The 20,348-nt window shown below is 71.8% G+C and carries 20 protein-coding genes; 14 read left to right on the forward strand and 6 right to left on the reverse strand.

What is annotated here, in order from left to right:
- Positions 1-126 precede the first annotated feature (126 nt).
- From mshD to pstB, 8 genes are all read left to right on the forward strand, one after another.
- On the forward strand, positions 127-1,086 hold the full coding sequence (mshD, locus tag IE98_RS0113910; RefSeq protein ID WP_052390492.1) for a mycothiol synthase: 960 nt from the start codon (positions 127-129) through the stop codon (positions 1,084-1,086).
- Between the two features lie 264 nt (positions 1,087-1,350).
- The gene (locus tag IE98_RS0113915) at positions 1,351-3,768 is read left to right on the forward strand and encodes an RNA degradosome polyphosphate kinase (protein WP_234443536.1); all 2,418 of its coding nucleotides are present in this window, start codon (positions 1,351-1,353) and stop codon (positions 3,766-3,768) included.
- A gap of 98 nt (positions 3,769-3,866) precedes the next feature.
- Positions 3,867-4,916 (forward strand): CHAD domain-containing protein, encoded by a 1,050-nt coding sequence (locus IE98_RS0113920; protein ID WP_052390493.1) that lies wholly within the window; start codon positions 3,867-3,869, stop codon positions 4,914-4,916.
- Entirely contained in the window at positions 4,901-5,449 is a 549-nt protein-coding gene (locus tag IE98_RS0113925) for an NUDIX hydrolase (protein WP_078661008.1), read from the forward strand. The genes IE98_RS0113920 and IE98_RS0113925 overlap by 16 nt, the downstream gene beginning before the upstream one ends.
- A 309-nt stretch (positions 5,450-5,758) precedes the next feature.
- The gene (gene pstS, locus IE98_RS0113930) at positions 5,759-6,895 is read left to right on the forward strand and encodes a phosphate ABC transporter substrate-binding protein PstS (protein ID WP_030268707.1); all 1,137 of its coding nucleotides are present in this window, start codon (positions 5,759-5,761) and stop codon (positions 6,893-6,895) included.
- Positions 6,896-7,042: 147 nt separating this feature from the next.
- A complete protein-coding gene (gene pstC / locus IE98_RS0113935) occupies positions 7,043-8,026 on the forward strand; it encodes a phosphate ABC transporter permease subunit PstC (RefSeq protein WP_030268708.1) in 984 nt (327 codons plus the stop codon).
- Positions 8,023-9,096, forward strand: a complete 1,074-nt coding sequence (pstA, locus tag IE98_RS0113940; RefSeq protein ID WP_030268709.1) for a phosphate ABC transporter permease PstA — start codon at positions 8,023-8,025, stop codon at positions 9,094-9,096. Before pstC ends, pstA begins: the two co-directional genes overlap by 4 nt.
- Before the next feature lie 36 nt (positions 9,097-9,132).
- The gene (pstB, locus tag IE98_RS0113945) at positions 9,133-9,909 is read left to right on the forward strand and encodes a phosphate ABC transporter ATP-binding protein PstB (RefSeq protein WP_030268710.1); all 777 of its coding nucleotides are present in this window, start codon (positions 9,133-9,135) and stop codon (positions 9,907-9,909) included.
- A 140-nt stretch (positions 9,910-10,049) separates the two neighbouring features.
- Here the strand turns inward: pstB and IE98_RS0113950 are convergent, their stop codons facing one another.
- Together IE98_RS0113950 and IE98_RS0113955 are read right to left on the reverse strand one after the other, a co-directional pair.
- Entirely contained in the window at positions 10,050-11,045 is a 996-nt protein-coding gene (locus IE98_RS0113950; protein ID WP_030268711.1) for an inorganic phosphate transporter, read from the reverse strand.
- A 5-nt stretch (positions 11,046-11,050) separates the two neighbouring features.
- The gene (locus IE98_RS0113955) at positions 11,051-11,671 is read right to left on the reverse strand and encodes a DUF47 domain-containing protein (protein WP_030268712.1); all 621 of its coding nucleotides are present in this window, start codon (positions 11,669-11,671) and stop codon (positions 11,051-11,053) included.
- Between the two features lie 232 nt (positions 11,672-11,903).
- Here IE98_RS0113955 and IE98_RS0113960 point away from each other — a divergent pair, with 232 nt between their 5' ends.
- Complete coding sequence (locus IE98_RS0113960; protein WP_030268714.1) at positions 11,904-12,290, forward strand: metal-sensitive transcriptional regulator; 387 nt, start codon at positions 11,904-11,906, stop codon at positions 12,288-12,290.
- Between the two features lie 119 nt (positions 12,291-12,409).
- Here IE98_RS0113960 and IE98_RS0113965 read toward each other — a convergent pair whose 3' ends face one another.
- Together IE98_RS0113965 and IE98_RS0113970 are read right to left on the reverse strand one after the other, a co-directional pair.
- Positions 12,410-12,613, reverse strand: coding sequence for a hypothetical protein (locus IE98_RS0113965; protein ID WP_159400907.1), 204 nt, complete (start codon positions 12,611-12,613; stop codon positions 12,410-12,412).
- A 161-nt stretch (positions 12,614-12,774) separates the two neighbouring features.
- Positions 12,775-13,617 (reverse strand): hypothetical protein, encoded by an 843-nt coding sequence (locus IE98_RS0113970; protein WP_159400908.1) that lies wholly within the window; start codon positions 13,615-13,617, stop codon positions 12,775-12,777.
- A 159-nt stretch (positions 13,618-13,776) separates the two neighbouring features.
- Here IE98_RS0113970 and IE98_RS0113975 point away from each other — a divergent pair, with 159 nt between their 5' ends.
- Positions 13,777-13,959, forward strand: coding sequence for a hypothetical protein (locus IE98_RS0113975; protein ID WP_030268718.1), 183 nt, complete (start codon positions 13,777-13,779; stop codon positions 13,957-13,959).
- Positions 13,960-13,991: 32 nt separating this feature from the next.
- On the opposite strand, the gene IE98_RS0113980 is transcribed toward IE98_RS0113975, so the two are convergent.
- Positions 13,992-14,702, reverse strand: coding sequence for a phosphatase PAP2 family protein (locus IE98_RS0113980; RefSeq protein WP_030268719.1), 711 nt, complete (start codon positions 14,700-14,702; stop codon positions 13,992-13,994).
- A gap of 190 nt (positions 14,703-14,892) precedes the next feature.
- Positions 14,893-15,942, reverse strand: coding sequence for an NlpC/P60 family protein (locus tag IE98_RS0113985; protein WP_030268721.1), 1,050 nt, complete (start codon positions 15,940-15,942; stop codon positions 14,893-14,895).
- Between the two features lie 249 nt (positions 15,943-16,191).
- On the opposite strand from IE98_RS0113985, the gene IE98_RS0113990 reads away from it, so the two are divergent.
- From IE98_RS0113990 to IE98_RS0114005, 4 genes are all read left to right on the forward strand, one after another.
- Positions 16,192-16,542 carry a hypothetical protein gene (locus IE98_RS0113990; RefSeq protein WP_052390495.1) on the forward strand — a complete coding sequence of 117 codons (351 nt, stop codon included), beginning with the start codon at positions 16,192-16,194 and terminating at the stop codon, positions 16,540-16,542.
- 112 nt (positions 16,543-16,654) lie between these two features.
- Entirely contained in the window at positions 16,655-17,479 is an 825-nt protein-coding gene (locus IE98_RS47895; protein WP_030268725.1) for a hypothetical protein, read from the forward strand.
- The gene (locus tag IE98_RS0114000; RefSeq protein ID WP_052390496.1) at positions 17,469-18,734 is read left to right on the forward strand and encodes a hypothetical protein; all 1,266 of its coding nucleotides are present in this window, start codon (positions 17,469-17,471) and stop codon (positions 18,732-18,734) included. The genes IE98_RS47895 and IE98_RS0114000 overlap by 11 nt, the downstream gene beginning before the upstream one ends.
- Before the next feature lie 3 nt (positions 18,735-18,737).
- Positions 18,738-20,312, forward strand: coding sequence for an SCO6880 family protein (locus IE98_RS0114005; protein ID WP_052390497.1), 1,575 nt, complete (start codon positions 18,738-18,740; stop codon positions 20,310-20,312).
- Positions 20,313-20,348: the final 36 nt, after the last annotated feature.

Below are 20,348 nucleotides of genomic sequence, written 5' to 3' on the forward strand. Positions count from 1 at the left end.
CCTGTGGGAGAGTAGGACGCCGCCGAACAATTCTTCTGAGAAGCCCCGCCCGGGGACACCGGGCGGGGCTTCTCGCATTTCCGGGTTCGGCACGGCCGGTGAGCGACCGCGACGTAGGGTCGCCCTATGGAGACCACCACGACGCCGCCCTCCGGCGAGAGCATCCGTGTCATGTCCGAGCTGACCGCGGAGGACCTGTTCCTCGCCCGGTCCGTGCTGACGGCGGCCGCCGTCGACGACGGCCGGGAGGCGGTCTCGGAGGCGGGCCGGCTGCGGCTGCGGGAGGGCGCGGGACGTCCGGGCGTGCGGCACCTGCTGCAGACGCTGAACGGCCGTCCGGCGGGGTACGCGCAGTTGGAGGTGGCCGCGGACGGGAGTGCGGCGACGGCGGAGCTGGCCGTCCACCCCGAACTGCGGCGCCGTGGTCTCGGCGGCCGGCTGGCGGAGGTTCTCCTCGCGGAGCTGGCACCGGCGAAGGCGGTCGACTGCTGGGCGCACGGCGGTCACCCCGGTGCTGCCCGGCTGGCCGAGCGGTTCGGCGGCGAGCTGATCCGGGAGCTGCGGCAGATGCGCAGGCCGGCCGGTCCGGAGGTGCCCACCACGGTGCTCCCGGAGGGCGTCGAGCTCCGCACCTTCCGCCCGGGCGAGGACGACCGGGCCTGGCTGGCGCTGAACGCGCTGGCCTTCGCCCACCACCCCGAGCAGGGGGCGTGGACGGAGGCGGACCTCGCGGACCGGATCGCCGAGCCCTGGTTCGACCCGGCCGGGTTCTTCCTCGCCGTCCGCGGCGGCGAGCTCGTCGGCTTCCACTGGACGAAGGTGCACCCCGACGGCCTGGGCGAGGTGTACGTGGTCGGGGTGGCCCCGGGCGAGCAGGGCAGCGGGCTCGGGCGGGTGCTCACCGCGGCCGGTCTGCGGCACCTCGTCCACGACCGCGGAGTCCCGGCCGTCCTTCTCTATGTGGACGCTGACAATCCGGCGGCGGTGCGGGTATATGAACGGTTGGGCTTCACCGTCCACGAGGTGGACCTGATGTACCGGGTCCGGGAGGCCGGCCCGGCCGGTGGTTCCGGCCCACAGGGGTGACCGACTCAGCTTTCCTCCTGGCCATCCGGTGTTTACCGTGGATTCAATTGACGCCGCGAAGATCACAGGATGACGCCCGTAGTGCCTCGTCCGCGCTCCGCCCGCCGACCGGCTCGGCTCCGCCCGGCCGCTCCCGGCGGGTGGGCACCGGAGTGGCGGGACGAGGACGCTGCGTACGCCACAGACACGTACGCCGCCGCGAGCACGGCTGACGACCGCGGTACGTGCGCCCGGGACTTCGCCCTGCATGAGGAGCTGGCACCGATGACCATCCCTGGCCCCGTCTCCGCCTCGTCCGGTGCGGCCCCCGGCCCCGCCTCGGGTGCGGGCTCCAAGCAGGCAGCCAAGCAGCCGTCCAAGAGCCGCGCCCGCGTGCCCAAGGCGGGCAGGTCCACGGCGGCGGGCGAGTCCCGTCCGCCGGCCGCGGCCCGTGCCGCCGCTTCGAAGGCGGCCCCGGCCACGCCGGCACCGCTGCCGAGCGTGATCACCAATGCGCTCGGCGTGCCGGTGAACGACGAGCCGGCCGTCCGGATCGCGCCCCGGTCGGCGACGGCCAGCTCCACGGGCGGGGTGCACTCGGCGCTCGCCGACGTCGAGACGGAGTTCGGGGCCCTCCCCGAGGGCCGGTTCCTGGACCGTGAGCGGAGCTGGCTGGCGTTCAACGAGCGGGTGCTGGAACTCGCGGAGGACCCGGGGATCCCGCTGCTGGAGCGCGCCAAGTTCCTCGCGATCTTCGCCAGCAACCTGGACGAGTTCTTCATGGTCCGGGTGGCCGGCCTGAAGCGCCGCATCGCCACCGGTGTCGCCACCCGGAGCGCCTCCGGGCTGCAGCCGCGCGAGGTGCTGGACCTGATCTGGCGGCGGTCGCGCGAGCTGATGGCCCGGCACGCGGCGTCCTTCCAGCACGAGGTGCTGCCGGACCTCGCGGCCGAGGGCATCGAGGTGGTGCGCTGGCCCGAGCTGCTGGAGAAGGAGCAGGCCCGGCTGCACACGCTGTTCCGGCAGCAGATCTTCCCGGTGCTCACCCCGCTGGCCGTCGACCCGGCGCACCCCTTCCCGTACATATCCGGGCTCAGCCTGAACCTGGCGGTCGTGGTGCGGAACCCGGTCTCCGGGCACAAGCACTTCGCCCGGGTGAAGGTGCCGCAGTCGCTGTCCCGCTTCCTGGAGGCCTCCCCGCAGCGGTACGTGCCGCTGGAGGACGTCATGGGCGCGCACCTGGAGGAGCTCTTCCCGGGCATGGAGGTGCTCGCCCACCACGCCTTCCGGGTGACCCGCAACGAGGACCTGGAGGTCGAGGAGGACGACGCCGAGAACATCCTCAAGGCGCTGGAGAAGGAGCTCATGCGGCGGCGCTTCGGCCCGCCCGTCCGCCTGGAGGTCGAGGAGTCGATCGACCCGTACATCCTCGACCTGCTGGTGCGCGAGCTCAACGTCAGCGAGTCCGAGGTGTTCCCGCTGCCCGGGCCGCTCGACCTGACCGGGCTGTTCGGCATCTCCGACCTGGACCGGCCGGAGCTGAAGTACCCGAAGTTCGTCGCGGGCACCGCGCGCGGTCTGACCGACGTGGAGTCGGCCTCCCAGCCGGACATCTTCGCCGCGATGCGCGAGCGGGACGTGCTGCTGCACCACCCGTACGACAGCTTCTCGACCTCGGTGCAGGCCTTCCTGGAGCAGGCCGCGGCCGACCCGCACGTGCTGGCGATCAAGCAGACGCTGTACCGGACCTCCGGTGACTCGCCGATCGTCGACGCGCTGATCGACGCGGCCGAGTCAGGCAAGCAGGTCCTCGTCCTGGTCGAGATCAAGGCCCGCTTCGACGAGCAGGCCAACATCAAGTGGGCCCGCAAGCTGGAGGAGTCCGGCTGCCACGTGGTGTACGGCCTGATCGGGCTGAAGACGCACTGCAAGCTGTCGCTGGTGGTCCGGCAGGAGGGCGAGACGCTCCGCCGCTACGCGCACGTCGGTACCGGCAACTACCACCCGAAGACCGCCCGGCTCTACGAGGACCTCGGCCTGCTGACCGCGGACCCGCAGGTCGGCGCGGACCTCTCGGACCTCTTCAACCGGCTGTCCGGGTACTCGCGCCGCGAGTCCTACCGGCGGCTGCTGACCGCACCGCGCGGGCTGCGGGACGGCCTGGTCTCGCGGATCCACGGGGAGATCGCGCACCACCGGGCCGGCCGTCCGGCGTACGTGAAGATCAAGGTCAACTCGATCGTCGACGAGGCCGTGATCGACGCGCTGTACCGGGCCTCGCAGGCGGGCGTGCCGGTGGAGGTCTGGGTGCGCGGCATCTGCGCGATCCGCCCCGGCGTCCCAGGGCTGAGCGAGAACGTCCGGGTACGCAGTGTGCTCGGCCGGTTCCTCGAACACTCGCGGATCTTCGTGTTCGGCAACGGCGGCGAGCCCGAGGTGTGGTTCGGCAGCGCCGACATGATGCACCGCAACCTGGACCGCCGGATCGAGGCGCTGGTGCGGGTCTCCGACCCGGCGCACCGGGCCGAGCTGTCCGGGCTGCTGGACCTCGGGGTCTCCGACGAGACCGAGTCCTGGCACCTAGGTGCCGACGGGAGCTGGACGCGGCACTCGACCGACGCCGACGGCCGGCCGCTGCAGCACGTCCAGGACCTGTTCATCGCCTCGCGCAAGCGCCACCGGAACGCGTCCGCGAGCCGCTGACCACTCTCCGGGCCGCCGCCCGTGCCCCCGGTTCCGGCGGTGGCCGGGACGGCGGCCGCGGCGGCGGCCCGGGACGACCACATGGGGGAGTCCTTGTCATGACCGATTCGCCGATGACGGCCCCGGCGGCGCCGAGCGCGTCCGCGGGGGAAGTCCTCTCCGGCTACCTCACCACCCAGGCCGGCGCGTTCCTGCGCGCGCTGCCGCAGGCGGTGGGCGAGGCCGGATCGAGACCGGGCTCGCTCCCGGCCTCGGCGGCGGGTGCGGACGACCTCCTGCGCGCCGTCCGGCGGATCGGCGGCGCCCTGCACACCTTCGGGGCCGTGTTCGAGTCCGACTGGGCCGGTGAGCTGCGGACGGAGCTGGCCTGGCTGCTCGACCTGCTCGGCCGGGAGCCCGGCTACCGGCGCCGCTCGTCCCGGCTGCTGGCCGCGCTGGACTCGCTGGGCGACACCGGCGCCGACTCCCCCGGCATGCTCGCCGGGCACACCGGCGTGCCCAAGGCCCGCGCCCTGCTGGAGCGGCAGCTCACCCTCGCCCGGACGAGGGCGCACACCGCCCTGCTGCAGGAGCTGCGGACGGCACGGCTGCACGCGCTGGCCGACCGGATGACCCTGCTGAGCGGCGAGGTGCCGCTGCTGGACGGGGCCGCCGGGCGGGACGGCGCTGCGCTGGTGCAGCACGCCGCCGGGGCGCTCGCCGCGCTCGCCGCCGCGGCGGAGCGGCTGCCGCTGGCCCGCGCGGTCGAGCCGTACGGCGGCGACGGGCTGCACCGGCTCGCCGTGCTGCCCGCGGCCCGCAGCGCCTCCCCCGGCGACGCCGACGTGCTGCTGGCCGCGGACGACGAGCCCTGGCACCGGGTCCGGGTGCTGGCGAAGCGGGCCCGGTACGCCCTGGAGGTGTGCGCGGCACCGGCCGTCGAGCTGGACCGGCTGGACGCGGTGCTCGACCGCCACCGGGACGCCTCCGACGCGGCCGCCACCGCCTCCACCGCGGCCCGGACGCCACGGATCACGCCGGCGACCGCGTACGTGCTCGGCGTGGTGCATGCTGATCAACGACTGGAGGTGGAGGCGGCCCGGTACGCCTTCGGCCACCAGTGGCCGAAGCTCCCGCACCACGGATGGCACGAATGGGCGACCGTCTGACCGCAGCGCAGCACCGCGCTGCCAATCCCTTCCGCGTCCGGCTCGCCCGGCGGTCCCGCCGCGGCGGCGCGCCCGCCCTGCGGGCCGCCGTGCCCGGCTACGGGCCGACCGTGCTGGCGGCCGGCGGGGTGCTCTGGGTACCAGGCGGGCCGAAGAAGGACGGCCGCAGCCTCAAGAAGCCGCGGATCGCGGTGATCCACCGGCCCAAGTACGACGACTGGAGCCTGCCCAAGGGCAAGCTCGAACGCGGTGAGGGCTGGCGGACGGCGGCGCTGCGCGAACTGCGCGAGGAGACCGGGATGCACTGCGTCCTGGGCCAGGAGCTGCCCGCGCAGCACTACCTGGTCGACGGGCGGCCCAAGGAGGTGCGCTACTGGGCGGCGGTGCCGACCGGTGGTTCGTTCACCCCCGGACGCGAGGTCGACCGGCTGGAATGGCTGCCCCCGAAGAAGGCGAAGGCACGCCTCACGCACGTCCGGGACCGCGCTCTGGTGGACGCGCTGCTCGCCCTCCTGGAGGGTGCGCGGGCCTGACCCGGGCACCCTCCGCAGTGCGGCCCCGCCGCCCCTCCGCCGCAGGTCGGCGGCGGGGCGGCGGGGCCGTTCCGGGTGATCTCACCGCGCCCTCACCGTGACGCAACCGTTACTACCGGCCGCGGTTTCCCGCCAGCCGTTCGAGGTTCACCATCCGTTCATTTGCGACCGCCTGACGCGTCACCTGCCCGGCCTACCTTCGGGACCACCGGAGGGCCGAACGGGCCCCGGACCACAGCGAAACCCGCGCTGATCGAGCCATCGACGAGCTCGTCAGGGCGCCGGGTTTGCCTCAGAAAGGGACACCCAGTGAAGCTCCAGCGGAACGGCTCCAAGGCCCTCGCCATCGGTGCCATGGCGCTCGTCGGCTCGCTGTCGCTCGCGGCCTGCGGTACGGACGACAACTCGACCAGCAACTCGGGCAGCAGCGCCGCGGCCTCCGGTGCGGCCCCGGCCGCGCAGATCGCCTGCGGCAAGGGCGGCCAGCTGCTGGGTGCGGGTTCGACCGCGCAGACCAACGCGATCGACGTCTGGAAGGCCGCCTTCGGCTCGGCCTGCTCCGGCTCGACCATCACCTACGGCGGTGGCGGCTCCGGCGCCGGCGTGCAGCAGTTCAACCAGGGCAAGGTCGCCTTCGCCGGCTCCGACTCGGCCCTCAAGCCCGCCGAGGTCGACGCCTCGAAGCAGGTCTGCACCGGCGGCCAGGGCGTCAACCTGCCGATGGTCGGCGGCCTGATCTCGATCGTCTTCAACGTCGAGAACGTCGACAAGCTCGTCCTCGACGGCCCGACCATCGCCAAGATCTTCGACTCGCAGATCGCCAAGTGGAACGACCCGGCGATCGCCGCCCTGAACCCGGGCGTCGCCCTGCCGGACGCGCCGATCCAGGCCATCCACCGCTCGGACGACTCCGGCACCACCGCCAACCTGACCGGCTACCTGGCCAAGGCCTCCGGCGGCGCCTGGACCTACCCGGCCAGCAAGACCTGGGCGGGCAAGGGCGGCCAGTCCGCCAACGGTTCGGCCGGCGTCTCCGCACAGGTCAAGCAGGTCAAGAACTCGATCAGCTACGTCGAGCTCTCCTACGCCCAGACCAACAGCCTGAAGAGCGCCGCCATCAACACCGGCGCCTCCAAGCCGGTCGACGCGACCGCCGAGAACGCCGCCACCACCTTCTCCAAGGCGAAGATCGCCGGCACCGGCAGCGACCTGGCCCTGGGCCTCGACTACGCGACCAAGGACGAGGGTGCCTACCCGATCGTCCTGGTCACCTACGAGATCGTCTGCGACAAGGGCAACAAGGCCGAGAGCCTCGACACCCTGAAGTCCTTCCTCACCTACACCATCAGTGACGCCGGCCAGCAGGCCATCGGCGCCAAGGGCTACGTCCCGCTGCCGAAGGAGCTGAGCGCGAAGGTCCAGGCGGTCATCCCGACCCTGGCCTGACCCCCGCACCACCGGCGGGGCGGCCCTCAGAGGGGGGACCGGGCCGCTCCGCCGGAAGCACCACCGCACGAGCACCACACGTCCGGGGCACCGCCGCCAGGTGCCGTCCCCCACGGGGGCAGCACCGTCAGACCGGAGTAGACGATCATGACTTCATCCCCCCCTGCCGCCTCACGAGGCAGGGCCCGCCGGAGCCGGAGCGACAGCCGGCTCGGCGACAGCATCTTCTTCAACCTCTCCCGCGGGTCGGGCATCCTGCTGCTGGTCATCATGGCCGCGATCGCAGGCTTCCTCGCCTACCGCTCGGGCATCGCGCTGTCCAAGGACGAAGGCAACTTCCTCACCACCTTCGAGTGGAACCCGGACGCGCCCAAGCCGGTCTTCGGCATCGCCGTCCTCACCTTCGGCACCATCGTCAGCGCGCTGATCGCCATGGTGATCGCGGTGCCGGTCGCCGTCGGCATCGCGCTGTTCATCTCGCACTACGCCCCCCGCCGCATCGCGCAGCCCTTCGCCTACCTGGTCGACCTGCTCGCCGCGGTGCCCAGCATCGTCTACGGCCTGTGGGGCGTGCTGTTCCTGGTCCCGCACATGGACGGCCTGACCGCCTGGATGGACCAGTACCTCGGCTGGACGTACGTCTTCGACCAGACCCAGGCCGGCGTCACCCCGCGCAACCTGTTCACCGTCGGCATCCTGCTGGCGATCATGGTCCTGCCGATCATCACCGCGGTCAGCCGCGAGGTCTTCCGGCAGGTCCCGCGGATGCACGAGGAGGCGGCCCTCGCCCTGGGTGCCACCCGCTGGGAGATGATCCGCACCGCGGTGCTGCCCTTCGGCCGCCCCGGCATCATCTCCGCCTCGATGCTCGGCCTCGGCCGCGCCCTCGGCGAGACCATCGCCGTCGCCATCGTGCTCTCCGCCAACAGCGTGCTCTCGCTGCACGTCCTCGACCCGGGCGGCGGCACCTTCGCGCAGAACATCGCGCTCAAGTTCAACGAGGCCCAGCCGTTCGGCCGTGACGCCCTCATGGCCTCCGGCCTGGTCCTCTTCGTGATCACCCTGCTGGTGAACGGCGCCGCCCGACTGATCATCGCGCGCCGCAAGGAGTACTCGGGGGCCAACGCATGAGCACCGCGACCACCATTGCGGACGCGACTCCGCAGCTGCGCCGCAGCCTGACCTCCGCGCGGCTCCCGAAGTGGGCGCCGGCCGGCGTCGCACTGCTCTCGATCGGCCTCGGCTGCGCCATCGGCGCCGGTGCCGGACTCGCCAGCCACCTGCAGTGGGGCATCATCGCCGCCGCGCTCTTCGTGGTGCTGAGCTACTCGCTCTCCGCCCGCGTCGAGGGCCGCCGCCAGGCCAAGGACCGGCTCGCCACCGCGGTGGTCTGGGTCGCGTTCATCCTGGCCGTCGTGCCGCTGGCCGCGCTGACCTTCTACACCGTGCAGCAGGGCATGGAGGTGCTGGACGGCAACTTCCTGACCCACTCCATGAAGAACGTGATCTCCTCCGGCCCCGGCGGCGGCATCTACCACGCGCTGATCGGCACCCTGGAGCAGGTCCTGCTGGCGACCCTGATCGCCGCCCCGATCGGCCTGCTGACCGCCGTCTACCTGGTGGAGTACGGCCGCGGCCGGCTCGCCAAGTGGGTCACCTTCTTCGTCGACGTCATGACGGGCGTGCCGTCGATCGTCGCCGGTCTGTTCATCCTCTCGCTCTGGAACATCCTGCTCGGGTTCGAGTACTCGGGCTTCTCCGGCAGCCTCGCGCTGGCCATCCTGATGATGCCGGTCGTCGTCCGCTCCACCGAGGAGATGCTCAAGCTCGTCCCGAACGAGCTGCGCGAGGCCTCGTACGCCCTGGGCGTGCCGAAGTGGAAGACCATCCTGCGCATCGTGCTGCCGACCGCGATCGGCGGCATCACCACCGGCGTGATGCTGGCCGTCGCCCGCATCACCGGTGAGACCGCGCCGGTCATGATGCTGGTCTTCGGCGCCGACGCCATCAACGGCGACCCCTTCAACGGACCGCAGCAGTCGCTGCCGCTCTACATCTGGCAGCAGTACTCGATGGTCAACAACGACTTCGGCTACGCCCGCGCCTGGGGCGCCGCGCTGGTGCTGATCTTCTTCGTGATGGGGCTCAACCTCGTCGCGCGGGGCATCGCACGCTGGCGCTCGCCCAAGGGCGGACGCTGACCCGACTGACGTACGAGACGAGAGAAGAGAAAGACCATGGCCAAGCGCATCGACGTCAGCGGACTGTCCGCCTACTACGGAACCACCCGCGCCATCGAGGACATCTCGATGACCATCGAGCCCCGCTCCGTGACGGCCTTCATCGGCCCGTCCGGCTGCGGCAAGTCCACCTTCCTGCGCACCCTCAACCGCATGCACGAGGTCATCCCCGGTGCCCGCGTCGAGGGCAAGGTGATGCTGGACGACGAGAACCTGTACGCCTCCAACGTCGACCCGGTCGCCGTGCGCCGCTCGGTCGGCATGGTGTTCCAGCGGCCGAACCCCTTCCCCACCATGTCGATCTACGACAACGTGGTGGCCGGCCTCAAGCTCGCCGGTGTGCGGAGGAAGTCCGTGCTGGACGGCGTGGTGGAGAAGTCCCTCAAGGGCGCCAACCTCTGGAACGAGGTCAAGGACCGGCTGAACAAGCCCGGCGCCGGCCTCTCCGGCGGCCAGCAGCAGCGCCTGTGCATCGCCCGCGCGATCGCGGTCGAGCCCCGCGTCCTGTTGATGGACGAGCCCTGCTCCGCCCTCGACCCGATCTCCACCCTCGCCATCGAGGACCTGATCGGCGAGCTGAAGTCCCAGTACACGATCGTCATCGTGACCCACAACATGCAGCAGGCGGCCCGCGTCTCCGACCGCACCGCCTTCTTCAACCTGGCCGGCGTCGGCCAGCCGGGCAAGCTGGTCGAACTGGACGACACCCAGCGGATCTTCTCCAACCCGTCCGTCCAGGCGACCGAGGACTACATCTCCGGCCGCTTCGGCTGACCGGGCCGGGCTCCCCGGAGCCCCACCGACTACTTCGCGGTGCTGCATGGCGGTGCCGCCGCGAAGTACGCAGGGCCCGCCCCCGTGATGTGGGGGCGGGCCCTGCACCCTTCCGGGCGGGCTCGTCGGGCTCGTCGGGCTCAGAGCAGGAGCAGGTCCACGACGCCGTACATCGCCGCCGCCACCAGGGCCGCGGCGGGCATGGTGATGAACCAGCCGAGCACGATGTTCTTGGCGACGCCCCAACGGACCGCGCGGATCCGCTTGGTGGCGCCCACACCCATGATCGCCGAGGTGATCACGTGGGTGGTGGAGATCGGCGCCGCGTAGACGAACGAGGTGATGTACATGACGGTCGACGCGGTGGCCTCCGCCGCGAAGCCCTGCGGCGGGTCCAGCTCGATGATCTTGCGGCCGAGGGTCCGCATGATCCGCCAGCCGCCCGCGTAGGTGCCCAGCGAGAGCATCGTCGCACAGGAGATCTTCACCCAGATCGGGATGTCGTTGCCGGCCTGGTGGCCCGAGATGGTGAGCGCCAGGACCACGACACCCATCGTCTTCTGGGCGTCCTGCAGACCGTGCGCCAGGGCCATGGCGGCGGCCGAGGCGGTCTGCGCGACCCGGAAGTTGCGCTTGGCGCGGTGCGGGTTGGCCCGGCGGAAGATCCAGAGGATCCCCAGCATGACCAGGAAGCCGCCGGTCAGGCCGACCACCGGCGAGACCACCATCGGAATGATGATCTTGTCGACCACGCCGCTCCAGATCACCTCGGTGCCGCCGGCCAGCGCCGCACCCACCATGCCGCCGAACAGGGCGTGCGAGGAGGACGAGGGGAGGCCGAAGTACCAGGTGACCAGGTTCCAGGTGATCGCGCCGACCAGGGCGGCGAACAGGATCGCCATGCCCTGGCTGCCCGAGGGCGTCTCGATGATGCCGCTGGAGACCGTGTGCGCCACCCCGGAACCGAGGAAGGCGCCGGCCAGGTTCATGACCGCGGCCATCGCCAGCGCCGCCCGCGGGGTCAGCGCCCGGGTCGAAACGGAGGTGGCGATCGCGTTCGCGGAGTCGTGGAAGCCGTTGGTGTAGGTGAAGAAGAAGGCCACGCCGATGACGGCGATCAGTGCTGCCGTGTCCACGGAGGTCAGGACTCCTTGACCGCGATGGTCTCCACCGTGTTCGCCACGTGCTCGAAGGCGTCGGCGGCCTCTTCCAGGACGTCGACGACCTGCTTCAGCTTCAGCACCTCGATCGCGTCGTACTGGCCGGAGAACAGGTGCGCCAGCAGCTTGCGGTGGATCTGGTCCGCCTGGTTCTCCAGCCGGTTGACCTCGATCCAGTACTCGGTGAGGTTCTGCATCGACCGCAGGTTCGGCATCGCCTCCGCGGTCAGCTCGGCGGCCCGCGCCAGCACCTCGATCTGCTGCTCCACGCCCTTCGGCAGGGACTCGATGTCGTAGAGGACGACCAGGTCGACCGCCTCCTCCATGAAGTCCATGATGTCGTCCAGCGAACCGGCGAGGCTGTAGATGTCCTCGCGGTCGAAGGGCGTGATGAAGGAGGAGTTCAGCTGGTGGAAGATCGCATGGGTGGTGTCGTCGCCGGCGTGCTCGGCGGCGCGCATGCGCTCGACGATCTCCGCGCGGGCCGACACGTCTGATCCCAGCAGTTCCAGCAGGAGCTTCGACCCGACGACGAGGTTCTCCGCCGCGGCGGCGAACATGTCGTAGAAGCTCGTCTCCTTCGGGGTCAGGCTAAAACGCACGGAAATCTCCGATGTGCGGGGTAGGGACTGAACGACTCTAGGCGCTCGCCGTCCCAGGAGTGCAAACGGGGTGTTGACACGGTTCCCCAGTCTGGCGGAACTCACGCCGGTTTGCTCCTGCCGTGCACGCGCAGATCCGGGCACCCGCCCGGACGGCGGAACATGCAGCGAGCCGCCCGTGTTGGACACTGGAGGTCCAGGGACGGCGAGCAGGGAGACAGAGGCGGGCCGGATGACCACGATTCAGACGCGCACCGAGGACACCAGTACCCCCGGCACCGCGCCCGGCGGCGACGACGTCACCGCCGAGGCGGGCGCGGCCCATCCGCACGGCGGCCCGCACGGCTACAGCGCCCAGAAGAACGAGCACCTCAAGCGGCTGCGCCGGATCGAGGGCCAGATCCGCGGCCTGCAGCGCATGGTCGACGAGGACGTCTACTGCATCGACATCCTCACCCAGGTCTCCGCCGGCACCAAGGCGCTGCAGTCCTTCGCCCTCTCGCTGCTGGAGGAGCACCTGCGGCACTGCGTGGCCGCCGCCGCCGAGCAGGGCGGCGCGGAACTGGACGGCAAGGTCGCCGAGGCCACCGCCGCCATCTCCCGGCTGCTGCGCACCTGAGCACCGGTCACCGGCTGAGCACCGGTCAGCGCGGCTGCGGCCGACGGGGCACCGGTCGACACGGCACCGGGCGGCGCGGACGGCGGACACCGCCGGGACCCGCGCCGTCCGGCGCCGTGTTAACCGGCCGCGGCCGACCGCTCGGCGCCGTCCTGCCGGGGTGCCGCCACGGGCACCCGGTCGAGCAGCACCCGGTCGATCTGCTCGGTGGCCAGTTTCTCGTCGGAACTGGTCGATGCGGCGATCATGAGCTCGCCGGCCAGCTCGATCTCGTCGAGCGCGGTCTTGTCGTGGCCGCCCGTGCGGCCCTCCGAGGACGCCACCTGCACCACCCCTCCAGCGCCGCCTCCCGGCCAGGGCGGCGGTACCCCGTCCTTCCAGGGTAGGGAGGAGCGGGGCCCCGCCGTATGGCACGGACGGGTCATCTCTGCGGCCACAGGCACTAGAACCGGCGGTCGAACCCGGCTGCGGGCCGCTCGGGCCGTCACTTCGCGGGCGCCGAGGCCTTCGGCGAGTAGATGTCGGCGGAACCCGGCTCCGCCGCCTGCACCGGGGCGCCGAAATCGGCCAGCGAGGTGGTCGAGACCACCTTCACCTGGTCCTTGGCCTCCTTGGACCCCGCCACCCCGGCGAAGGCGAAGGTCTCCACCACCTTGTGCACCCGCCCCTGGGCGTCCAGCCACACCTCGTACGGCACCTGCTTGGCCGTGAAGGTCTGCGCGGCCATCCGCAGGCCGTCCGCGCCCCGGCCGCCGGTGGCCTCGGCGGCCTTGGCGAGGTCCAGGGTGCCCTTGTAGTGCTTGAGCTCGGTGCCGTCGACCGTCTCGGTGCCGACCAGCTCGGCCGACTCTGCGCCGCGCAGTGCGCCGGCGGCGCTGGCCGGGTCCGTCGCGCCGCTGCTGACCAGGTTGCCGTCGGGGAGCTGGCGGACGTCCAGCCGGACCCACTTGCCCGCGGGGACCTTGGCGCCGCTGTTCTGCAGGTAGACCGTGCCCGGCAGGACGATCTCCTTGATCCGGCCGGTGGTGGCGGCGCCCGGCGGCACGTCGATCTCCAGCGTGCCGATCCGCTTCACGTAGTCGTAGCCTCCGGTGCCGTTGAACACCGCCTTCTTGTCCCCCGACTCGGTGACCAGCTCGGTGGTGGTGCGGGCCGAGCCCGTCCGGCCGGTGATGTCCGCGGCGGAGCGCACCGCGGTCAGCGGGTCGGAGGAGAGCACGTCCGCCGAGCCGCCCTGCGGCTCGGTGCCGCCGCCCGAACAGGCGGAGAGGACGGCGGCCAGCACGGCCGCCGCCGCGGCGGTGCGGACGGGCTTCAGCTTCTTCACGATCGACACAACCCCCTCGGGCACCGATGCCCGGCAAGCAGCCACCCCCGATGGGCAGAGCTCTCCAGGGCCCAACGAGCCCGGGCCGCAAGGGTTACGGCCGTCCCGGCGTACGGAATCGTGCACGCGCCCCCCGGTCGGCGCGTTACGGTGAAGCACGTGTCCAGCGACGTCCCGGCGGAGTCCGTACCGGCCCCGCCCGCCGCCCACCGGGTGGCACTCGAAGAACGCGGATCCTTCTGCTTCGCGCAGTGCAGCTGCGGATGGTTCGCGCCGGGGCGGCGCTCCCGCGACCGCGCCAGGCGGGACGCGGACGAGCACGAGAACGGCGGCGGGGCCTGACCCGGCCCTCGCCGGGCGGGGAGCCGGGGCCCCTACGCGGCCAGGTCGGACTCCGGCGCCGGCTGCGCGGCCGCGGCCGGCTCGCGGCGCCGGCGGCTGCGGCCGTCCCCGCCCCCGCCGTCCGACCGGCGGGCGACGATCAGCGGCGCGGCCGCCGTCCTGGTGATCGCGTGGCAGAACGGCACCAGCACCGCCATCGCCAGCGGCGCCAGCAGCAGAACCACGGCGGTGGCGAGGGCGAAGCCGCCGATCACGTCCGTCGGGTAGTGCACGCCCATGTACATCCGGCAGAAGCCCTGCAGCAGGGCGAGCGCGCCCGCCACCAGGCCGAGCCGGCGGTTCACCAGCAGCAGCGCGACGGCGATGCCCATCGACATCGCCGAGTGGTCGCTGACGAAGGAGAGGGTGCCCTCCTTGCCCTCCACCAGGACCACCAGCTCGGGGTGGTCCACGAAGGGGCGCGGCCGGTCGACGATCGCCGAGATCGGCAGGTTGGCCAGCTCGGAGATCGCCACCGCCAGCGGGGCCCACAGCAGCCCGGCCACCGCCACCGGGGCGTCCGGCCGCCGACGGGCCTGCAGCCAGGCGGTCAGGCAGACCGCCGCCAGGCCGAGCAGGATGCCGTACTCGCCGATCCACGAGACCGCGGAGTCCAGCCAGCCGGGGGCCGAGACGGCCAGCCCGTTGATCGCGCGGAGCAGGCCCAGGTCGGGGTTGCCCGTGTCGGCGAGCAGCGTCGACACGCCGCACCTCCCTCTCGGTGTCCGGTGCACCGGCCGGTGCGCCGCCTGCGTTCCTCCGGGTACCGGTCGGGTGGCGTCCGGTACGGAGCAACAACGTTCTGAGCAGGCCGGAGGGTTCCGCGGAGATCGCACGTCACCGAAAATTGACTCACCGTCCACCGCCCGCCCACACCCGGGGCGGGCCGGCGGGTCAGCTCTGCGCCGGGCCCTGGCCGCCGCTGATCGTACCGTCGGCGTTCCGGAGCGGCAGAGCCGCGGCACCGTCCGGGGTGACCCGGGTGGCGCCGATGTAGTCCCGCTGGTCGATGGTGTCGTAACGGATCACCGCACCGGTGTGCGGGGCGTCGATCATGTACCCGCCGCCGACGTAGATCCCGACGTGGTGGATGGACCGCGGATCGTTCAGGTCGTTAGCGAAGAACACCAGGTCACCCGGGCGGAGTTGGTCCCGCGAGGGGTGCTCGCCGGCGTACCACTGGTCGTTGGCCACCCGGGGCAGGCTGATCCCGACGCTCGCGAACGCGGCCTGGGTCAGGCCCGAGCAGTCGAACCGCCCCTGCTGGGAGGGCAGGCCCTCGCCGCCCCACAGGTACGGCGTGCCGAGCTTGGTCTGCGCGAAGTAGATCGCGCCGGCCGCCGGCTGGGAGAGCCCGACCGCGGTCTGCGGGGCCGGCGCGGTGAAGCTCCTGGCCAGCGACTGGATGTTCTTCACATAGCCCTGGGTCTCCCGGTAGCCCGGGATTCCGCCGGCCTTTATCACCGCGTAAGGACCGGCGTTGTAGGCGGCCAGCATGTTCGCCTGCCGGTCGCCCGGCACGTTGGTGACGTCCTTGGCGAGCGCGCAGTCGTAGGTGGCGGCCGAGGCGATGGCGTCCGCCGGGTCCCAGATGTCGCGCCGGCCGTCGTTGTTGGCGTCCACCCCGTAGGTGGCCCAGGTGCCCTCCAGGAACTGCGCCATGCCGTAGGCCTTGGCCGGGCTCTTGGCGGTCGGGTCGAATCCGCTCTCCTGGTACAGCTGCGCCGCGAGCATCGGGGGAGAGATCTCGGGGCAGAGGGTGCCCCATTTCTCGATCAGCGGCCGGTAGGCGGCCGGTACCGTGCCCGATGAGATCGCGAGGTGGTTGGTGCCCGACCGGGCCGTGCCGCTGGCGGCGAAGGTCCCCACCGAGACCAGACCGACGAAACCGACCGTCACAACCGCTGCAGCGGCGGCCGCCGTGCCCGCTCTGCGGAGTACCATCAGCACCATCCCCGACGTGGCGTCAGTCGCGAGTGTTCCGGAAGGCGTTGCTCAGCGCAATCAGCACAGATACGAAGAGTGAGCGGTATCCTTCGTACGGTGGACATCCTGTCGTACGTGTCCCATGCCTCACGACCAATCCACGAGATATAGCCAAGTCGACATCAGATCTGGCCAAGAATAGGTCCTGCCCCTTCGCGAACCCGTGCTCCGGGGCCTTGAATTTGCCTGATCGGGCGGTGAGACGGAATGAACCTGAGCAGCGTGGACAGCAAGGTGATCGGCTACCTGGCCGAGGACCCACCCAAGAAGGCCAACATCGACACCATCATCGGCGGCATCGCCCCCGACTGGGGGCCGTTCGCCAGCCTCGGGTCCGAGGCGCGCGTGATGGTCGAGGTCGTGATGGCGGTCGCCATCCTGGGCTGCCTCGCCATCGCGGTCTGGGGGGCCGCCAAGCAGCGCATTGGTGCCACCGCGATGCGCGACACGTTCAGTGCCGAGCAGGGCAAGGGACTGATCATCGCGGGATTGACCGGCGTGTTCATCATCGGATCGCTGGGCACCCTGTTCACCATTGTCTACGGCATGGCGATCTGACGATCGTACGGATCGGATAGTCATCCCGGCGGAGCGGCCATGCGACTCTGCCGGCACAGTCGTGTTCGCGTCACCGGGGCCCCGCGGGGCTCCCCGCACCAGGAGGGCCGCCGTGCCGTTGTCCGACGACCAGCCGCACACCCGTACGCGGCTGCCGGTCGGCGAACAGCCCTCCCACCAGATGACCGCACGCCAGCCGCGTCCGGTCCGGACCCTGCTGACCGTCCTGCTCGTCGTCACCCTGCTGGTGATCGCGGTCTCCATCGCCAACCGCGGCAAGCCCGGCCCGGGCTCCGGCGGCAGCGGCACCGCCGCCACCGGCTCCGGGGACGGCGCACAGGCCGGCGCGGCCGCCACCGCGCCGAGCGGCACCAAGCCCGTCGACACCACCGCCAACGGGATCGCCAACGGCTTCCCGCACACCGACCAGGGCGCCCAGTCGGCCGCCGCCAACTACGCGACCGCGCTCGGCTCCGCGGAGATGTTCCAGACCGCGAGCCGCCACACCATCGTCGACACCGTCTCCGACCCCACCGTCGCGGGAGGGCTCCAGCAGCGGCTCGACACCGCCTTCACCGCCGAGAACAACGGCCGCTTCGGCCTCGACGCCCAGGGCCGGGCCCCCAAGGGCCTCACCTTCGTCAGCCGGACCGTCCCCGTCGGCACCCGCACCACCAACTACGCCGACACGGCGACGAAGGTGGAGGTGTGGTGCACCGGGCTGCACGGGCTCGCCGGCGACGGCTCGACCAGGCCGGTCTCCCAGGACTGGTACACCCTCACCGTCACCATGCGCTGGAACGGCAGTGACTGGAAGGTGACCGACTTCGACCGGGCCTCGGGCCCTGCCCCCGTTCCGGGTGATCAGCAGGCGGCCACGGCCCAGCAGATCACTGACGCAGTCCAGAGGTTCGGAGGCTTCCGCTATGCGCGGTGACGGCTCGACCAGCTCCTTCGTCCGGCGGGCCGGCGCGCTGGGCGGCGCACTCGCCGTCCTGCAGGCCACCGCGCTGATCACCGCCCAGCGGGTGTTCGCGGACCCGTCGCCCTCGCCGACGCCGTCGTCCACCTGCGCGGCGCAGAGCGTGCCGCTCCCGGGCGCGGGCGGACAGTGCGCTCCGCCTGGTGCGGCGGTCGTGGGCGGCGACACGGTCGGCACCGTCACCGACCCGCTCGGGTCGCTCGCCAAGGGGTGCGCGCAGGCCGCCGCGTGGGTGGTGCGCAAGCTGTCGGGGGCGATCGACGGCACGACGCAGGTGGACTTCACCAACGCCGCCTTCCTGCAGCAGTACGCGGTGGTGTTCGCCGGTTCGACGGTCATCACGCTGGTGCTGTGGCTGCTCGCGGTGACCAAGCGGGCCGTCCGCGGGGCCCCGCTGACGCAGGCGTTCTCGGAGGCGATCGGCTTCCTCTGGCTGACGGTGGTGGCCTCGGCGTTCACCCCGCTGATCCTCTACACGGTGGTCTCGGCCACGGACGGCCTGACCGCGGCGATCTCGGCCGGCACCAAGTCGGACACCGGCACCTACCTGGGAGGCTTCGCCGACACCCTGGAGAAGGGCTCCATCGGCGGCGGCCCGCTGATCCTGATCATCGTGTCGCTGGTGGCCGTGCTGGCCGCGGCCGTGCTCTGGATCGAGCTGCTGATCCGGGCCGCCATGCTGTACGTGGGCGCGCTGCTCGGCACCGCGGTCTACGCCGGTCTGGTGGACAAGCAGCTGTGGAAGCACGTCCGCCGCTGGGCCGGTCTGATGCTGGCGGTCGACCTGGCCAAGCCGATCATCGTGATCATCCTCGGGCTGGCCGGCGCGGTCGCCACCGGAGCCGGGGCCAACGACGACTTCGCCCGGGTGCTCTCGGGTCTCGCGATCCTCTTCCTGTCGATCTTCTCCAGTACGGCCGTCTACCGCTTCGTGCCCGGTTTCGGCGACGAGCTGCAGCAGATGCGCCGGGCCCGGGCGAGTGCGGTCTCCGCCGGCTCGGCGATGATCAACGGCCCGGCGAACCTGGTCAAGCAGGGCATCTCGACGCACGGTTCGCGCGGCGGCCCGCAGGCGGCGAACGCCTCCTCCGGTGCGGGCGGCTCCGGCATCGCGCCGGGCATCGCCGCGCACGCCGGCCGCGCCGCGGCGCCCGCCAAGCCCCCCGTTCCCGCCCCCGCCCCGGTCAACAACCCCACGAAGGGAGGGTGACCGGTGAGCAGCGAACCGCTCGGCCAGTTCGGCGCCCAGTACGCCCAGCCGTACGTGCACCAGCGCCGCACCTACCTCATCGGCAAGTCCCGGCCGAACGCGCCGATCGGGCGCAACCGCGAGTCGGGCGAGATCGTGCTGATCATCTTCGGCGCGTTCCTCGGCATGATGTGGGGTCTGCTGATGCCGGTCCTGCCGCTGCGGATCGCCGGCCTGGTGGGCTTCCCGCTGCTGGCGATCATGGCGGTGTACGTGCCGTACCGCCGCCGCACCTTCTACAAGTGGGTGGAGATCAACCGGACGTACCGGCGGACGGTGCGCAGCGGCCGGGCGGTCTGGAGGTCCGAGGTGATCGACGCGGGCACCCGGCTGGACGGTCGCGAGGTGGAGATCGGGCCGCCGCCCGGGGTGGGCCGGCTGCGCTGGCTGTCGGCGCCGTTCGGGCCGGACGAGGTCGGGGTGCTGATGCACCTGGAGCGCCGGACGGTCACCGCCGCGATCGAGATCGAGGGCCCGGGCGTCGGCCTGCGCGACTCGGAGGACCAGGAGGCGCTGGTCGACCGGTTCGGCACGCTGCTCAAGCACGTGGCGAACGGCGACGGCTTCGTGACCCGCCTGCAGATCCTGGCCCGGACGCTGCCCGCGGACCCGGACGCGCACGCCAAGGACGTGGAGCGCCGCGGCGCCGACGAGGCGCCGCGCTGGCTCAAGGAGTCGTACGACCAGCTGCAGTCGATGGTGTCGACCTCGTCCGAGCAGCACCGCGCGTACCTGGTGGCCTGCATGCACTACACCCGCGACCTGGCGGCCGAGGCGCACGCCATGGGGCGGACGGCGGACGGCCGGCGGCAGCGCGACGACGAGGGCCTGGCGACGGTGATGGCCCGTGAGCTGACCGACATCTGCGCCCGGCTGGCGGAGGCTGACATCCGGGTCCGGCAGCCGCTGGGCCAGGCCCGGCTGGCCTCGCTGGTGCACTCGATGTACGACCCGGACCACCCGATCGACCACATCCAGGCGATGAGCCGGCGCAACGCCTGGCCGGCCGAGCTGGACGCCACCCATCAGCAGTTCCTGCAGGCGAAGACCCGCGAGTCGGCGACCCGGGAGCCGTGGTGCCACGCCACCGCCTGGGTCAAGGAGTGGCCGCTGACCCCGGTCGGCGTGAACTTCCTGGCGCCGCTGCTGGTGCACACCCCGGACGTGATCCGCACGGTCGCCGTCACCATGGACCTGGAGCCGACCGACGTCGCCATCGAGCGGATGCTCACCGAGAAGACCAACGACGAGGCCGAGGCCAACCGCGCGGCCAAGATGAACCGCACCGTCGACCCGCGCGACCTGGCGCACACCGGCCGGGTCGACCAGCGCGGCGACGACCTCGCCTCCGGCGCGGCCGGCGTCAACCTGGTCGGGTACATCACGGTTTCGGCCCGCACCCCCGAGGCGCTGGCCCGCGACAAGCGGACCATCCGCGCCTCGGCCGGCAAGAGCTACCTCAAGCTGGAGTGGTGCGACCGCGAGCACCACCGGGCGTTCGTCAACACACTGCCGTTCGCGACCGGCATCCGCCGCTGAGGGAGGGGACCCCGTGATCGGCAACCTCACCGACGC

Source organism: Streptomyces sp. NRRL B-24484, from assembly GCF_000717715.1.
GTDB lineage: Bacteria > Actinomycetota > Actinomycetes > Streptomycetales > Streptomycetaceae > Kitasatospora.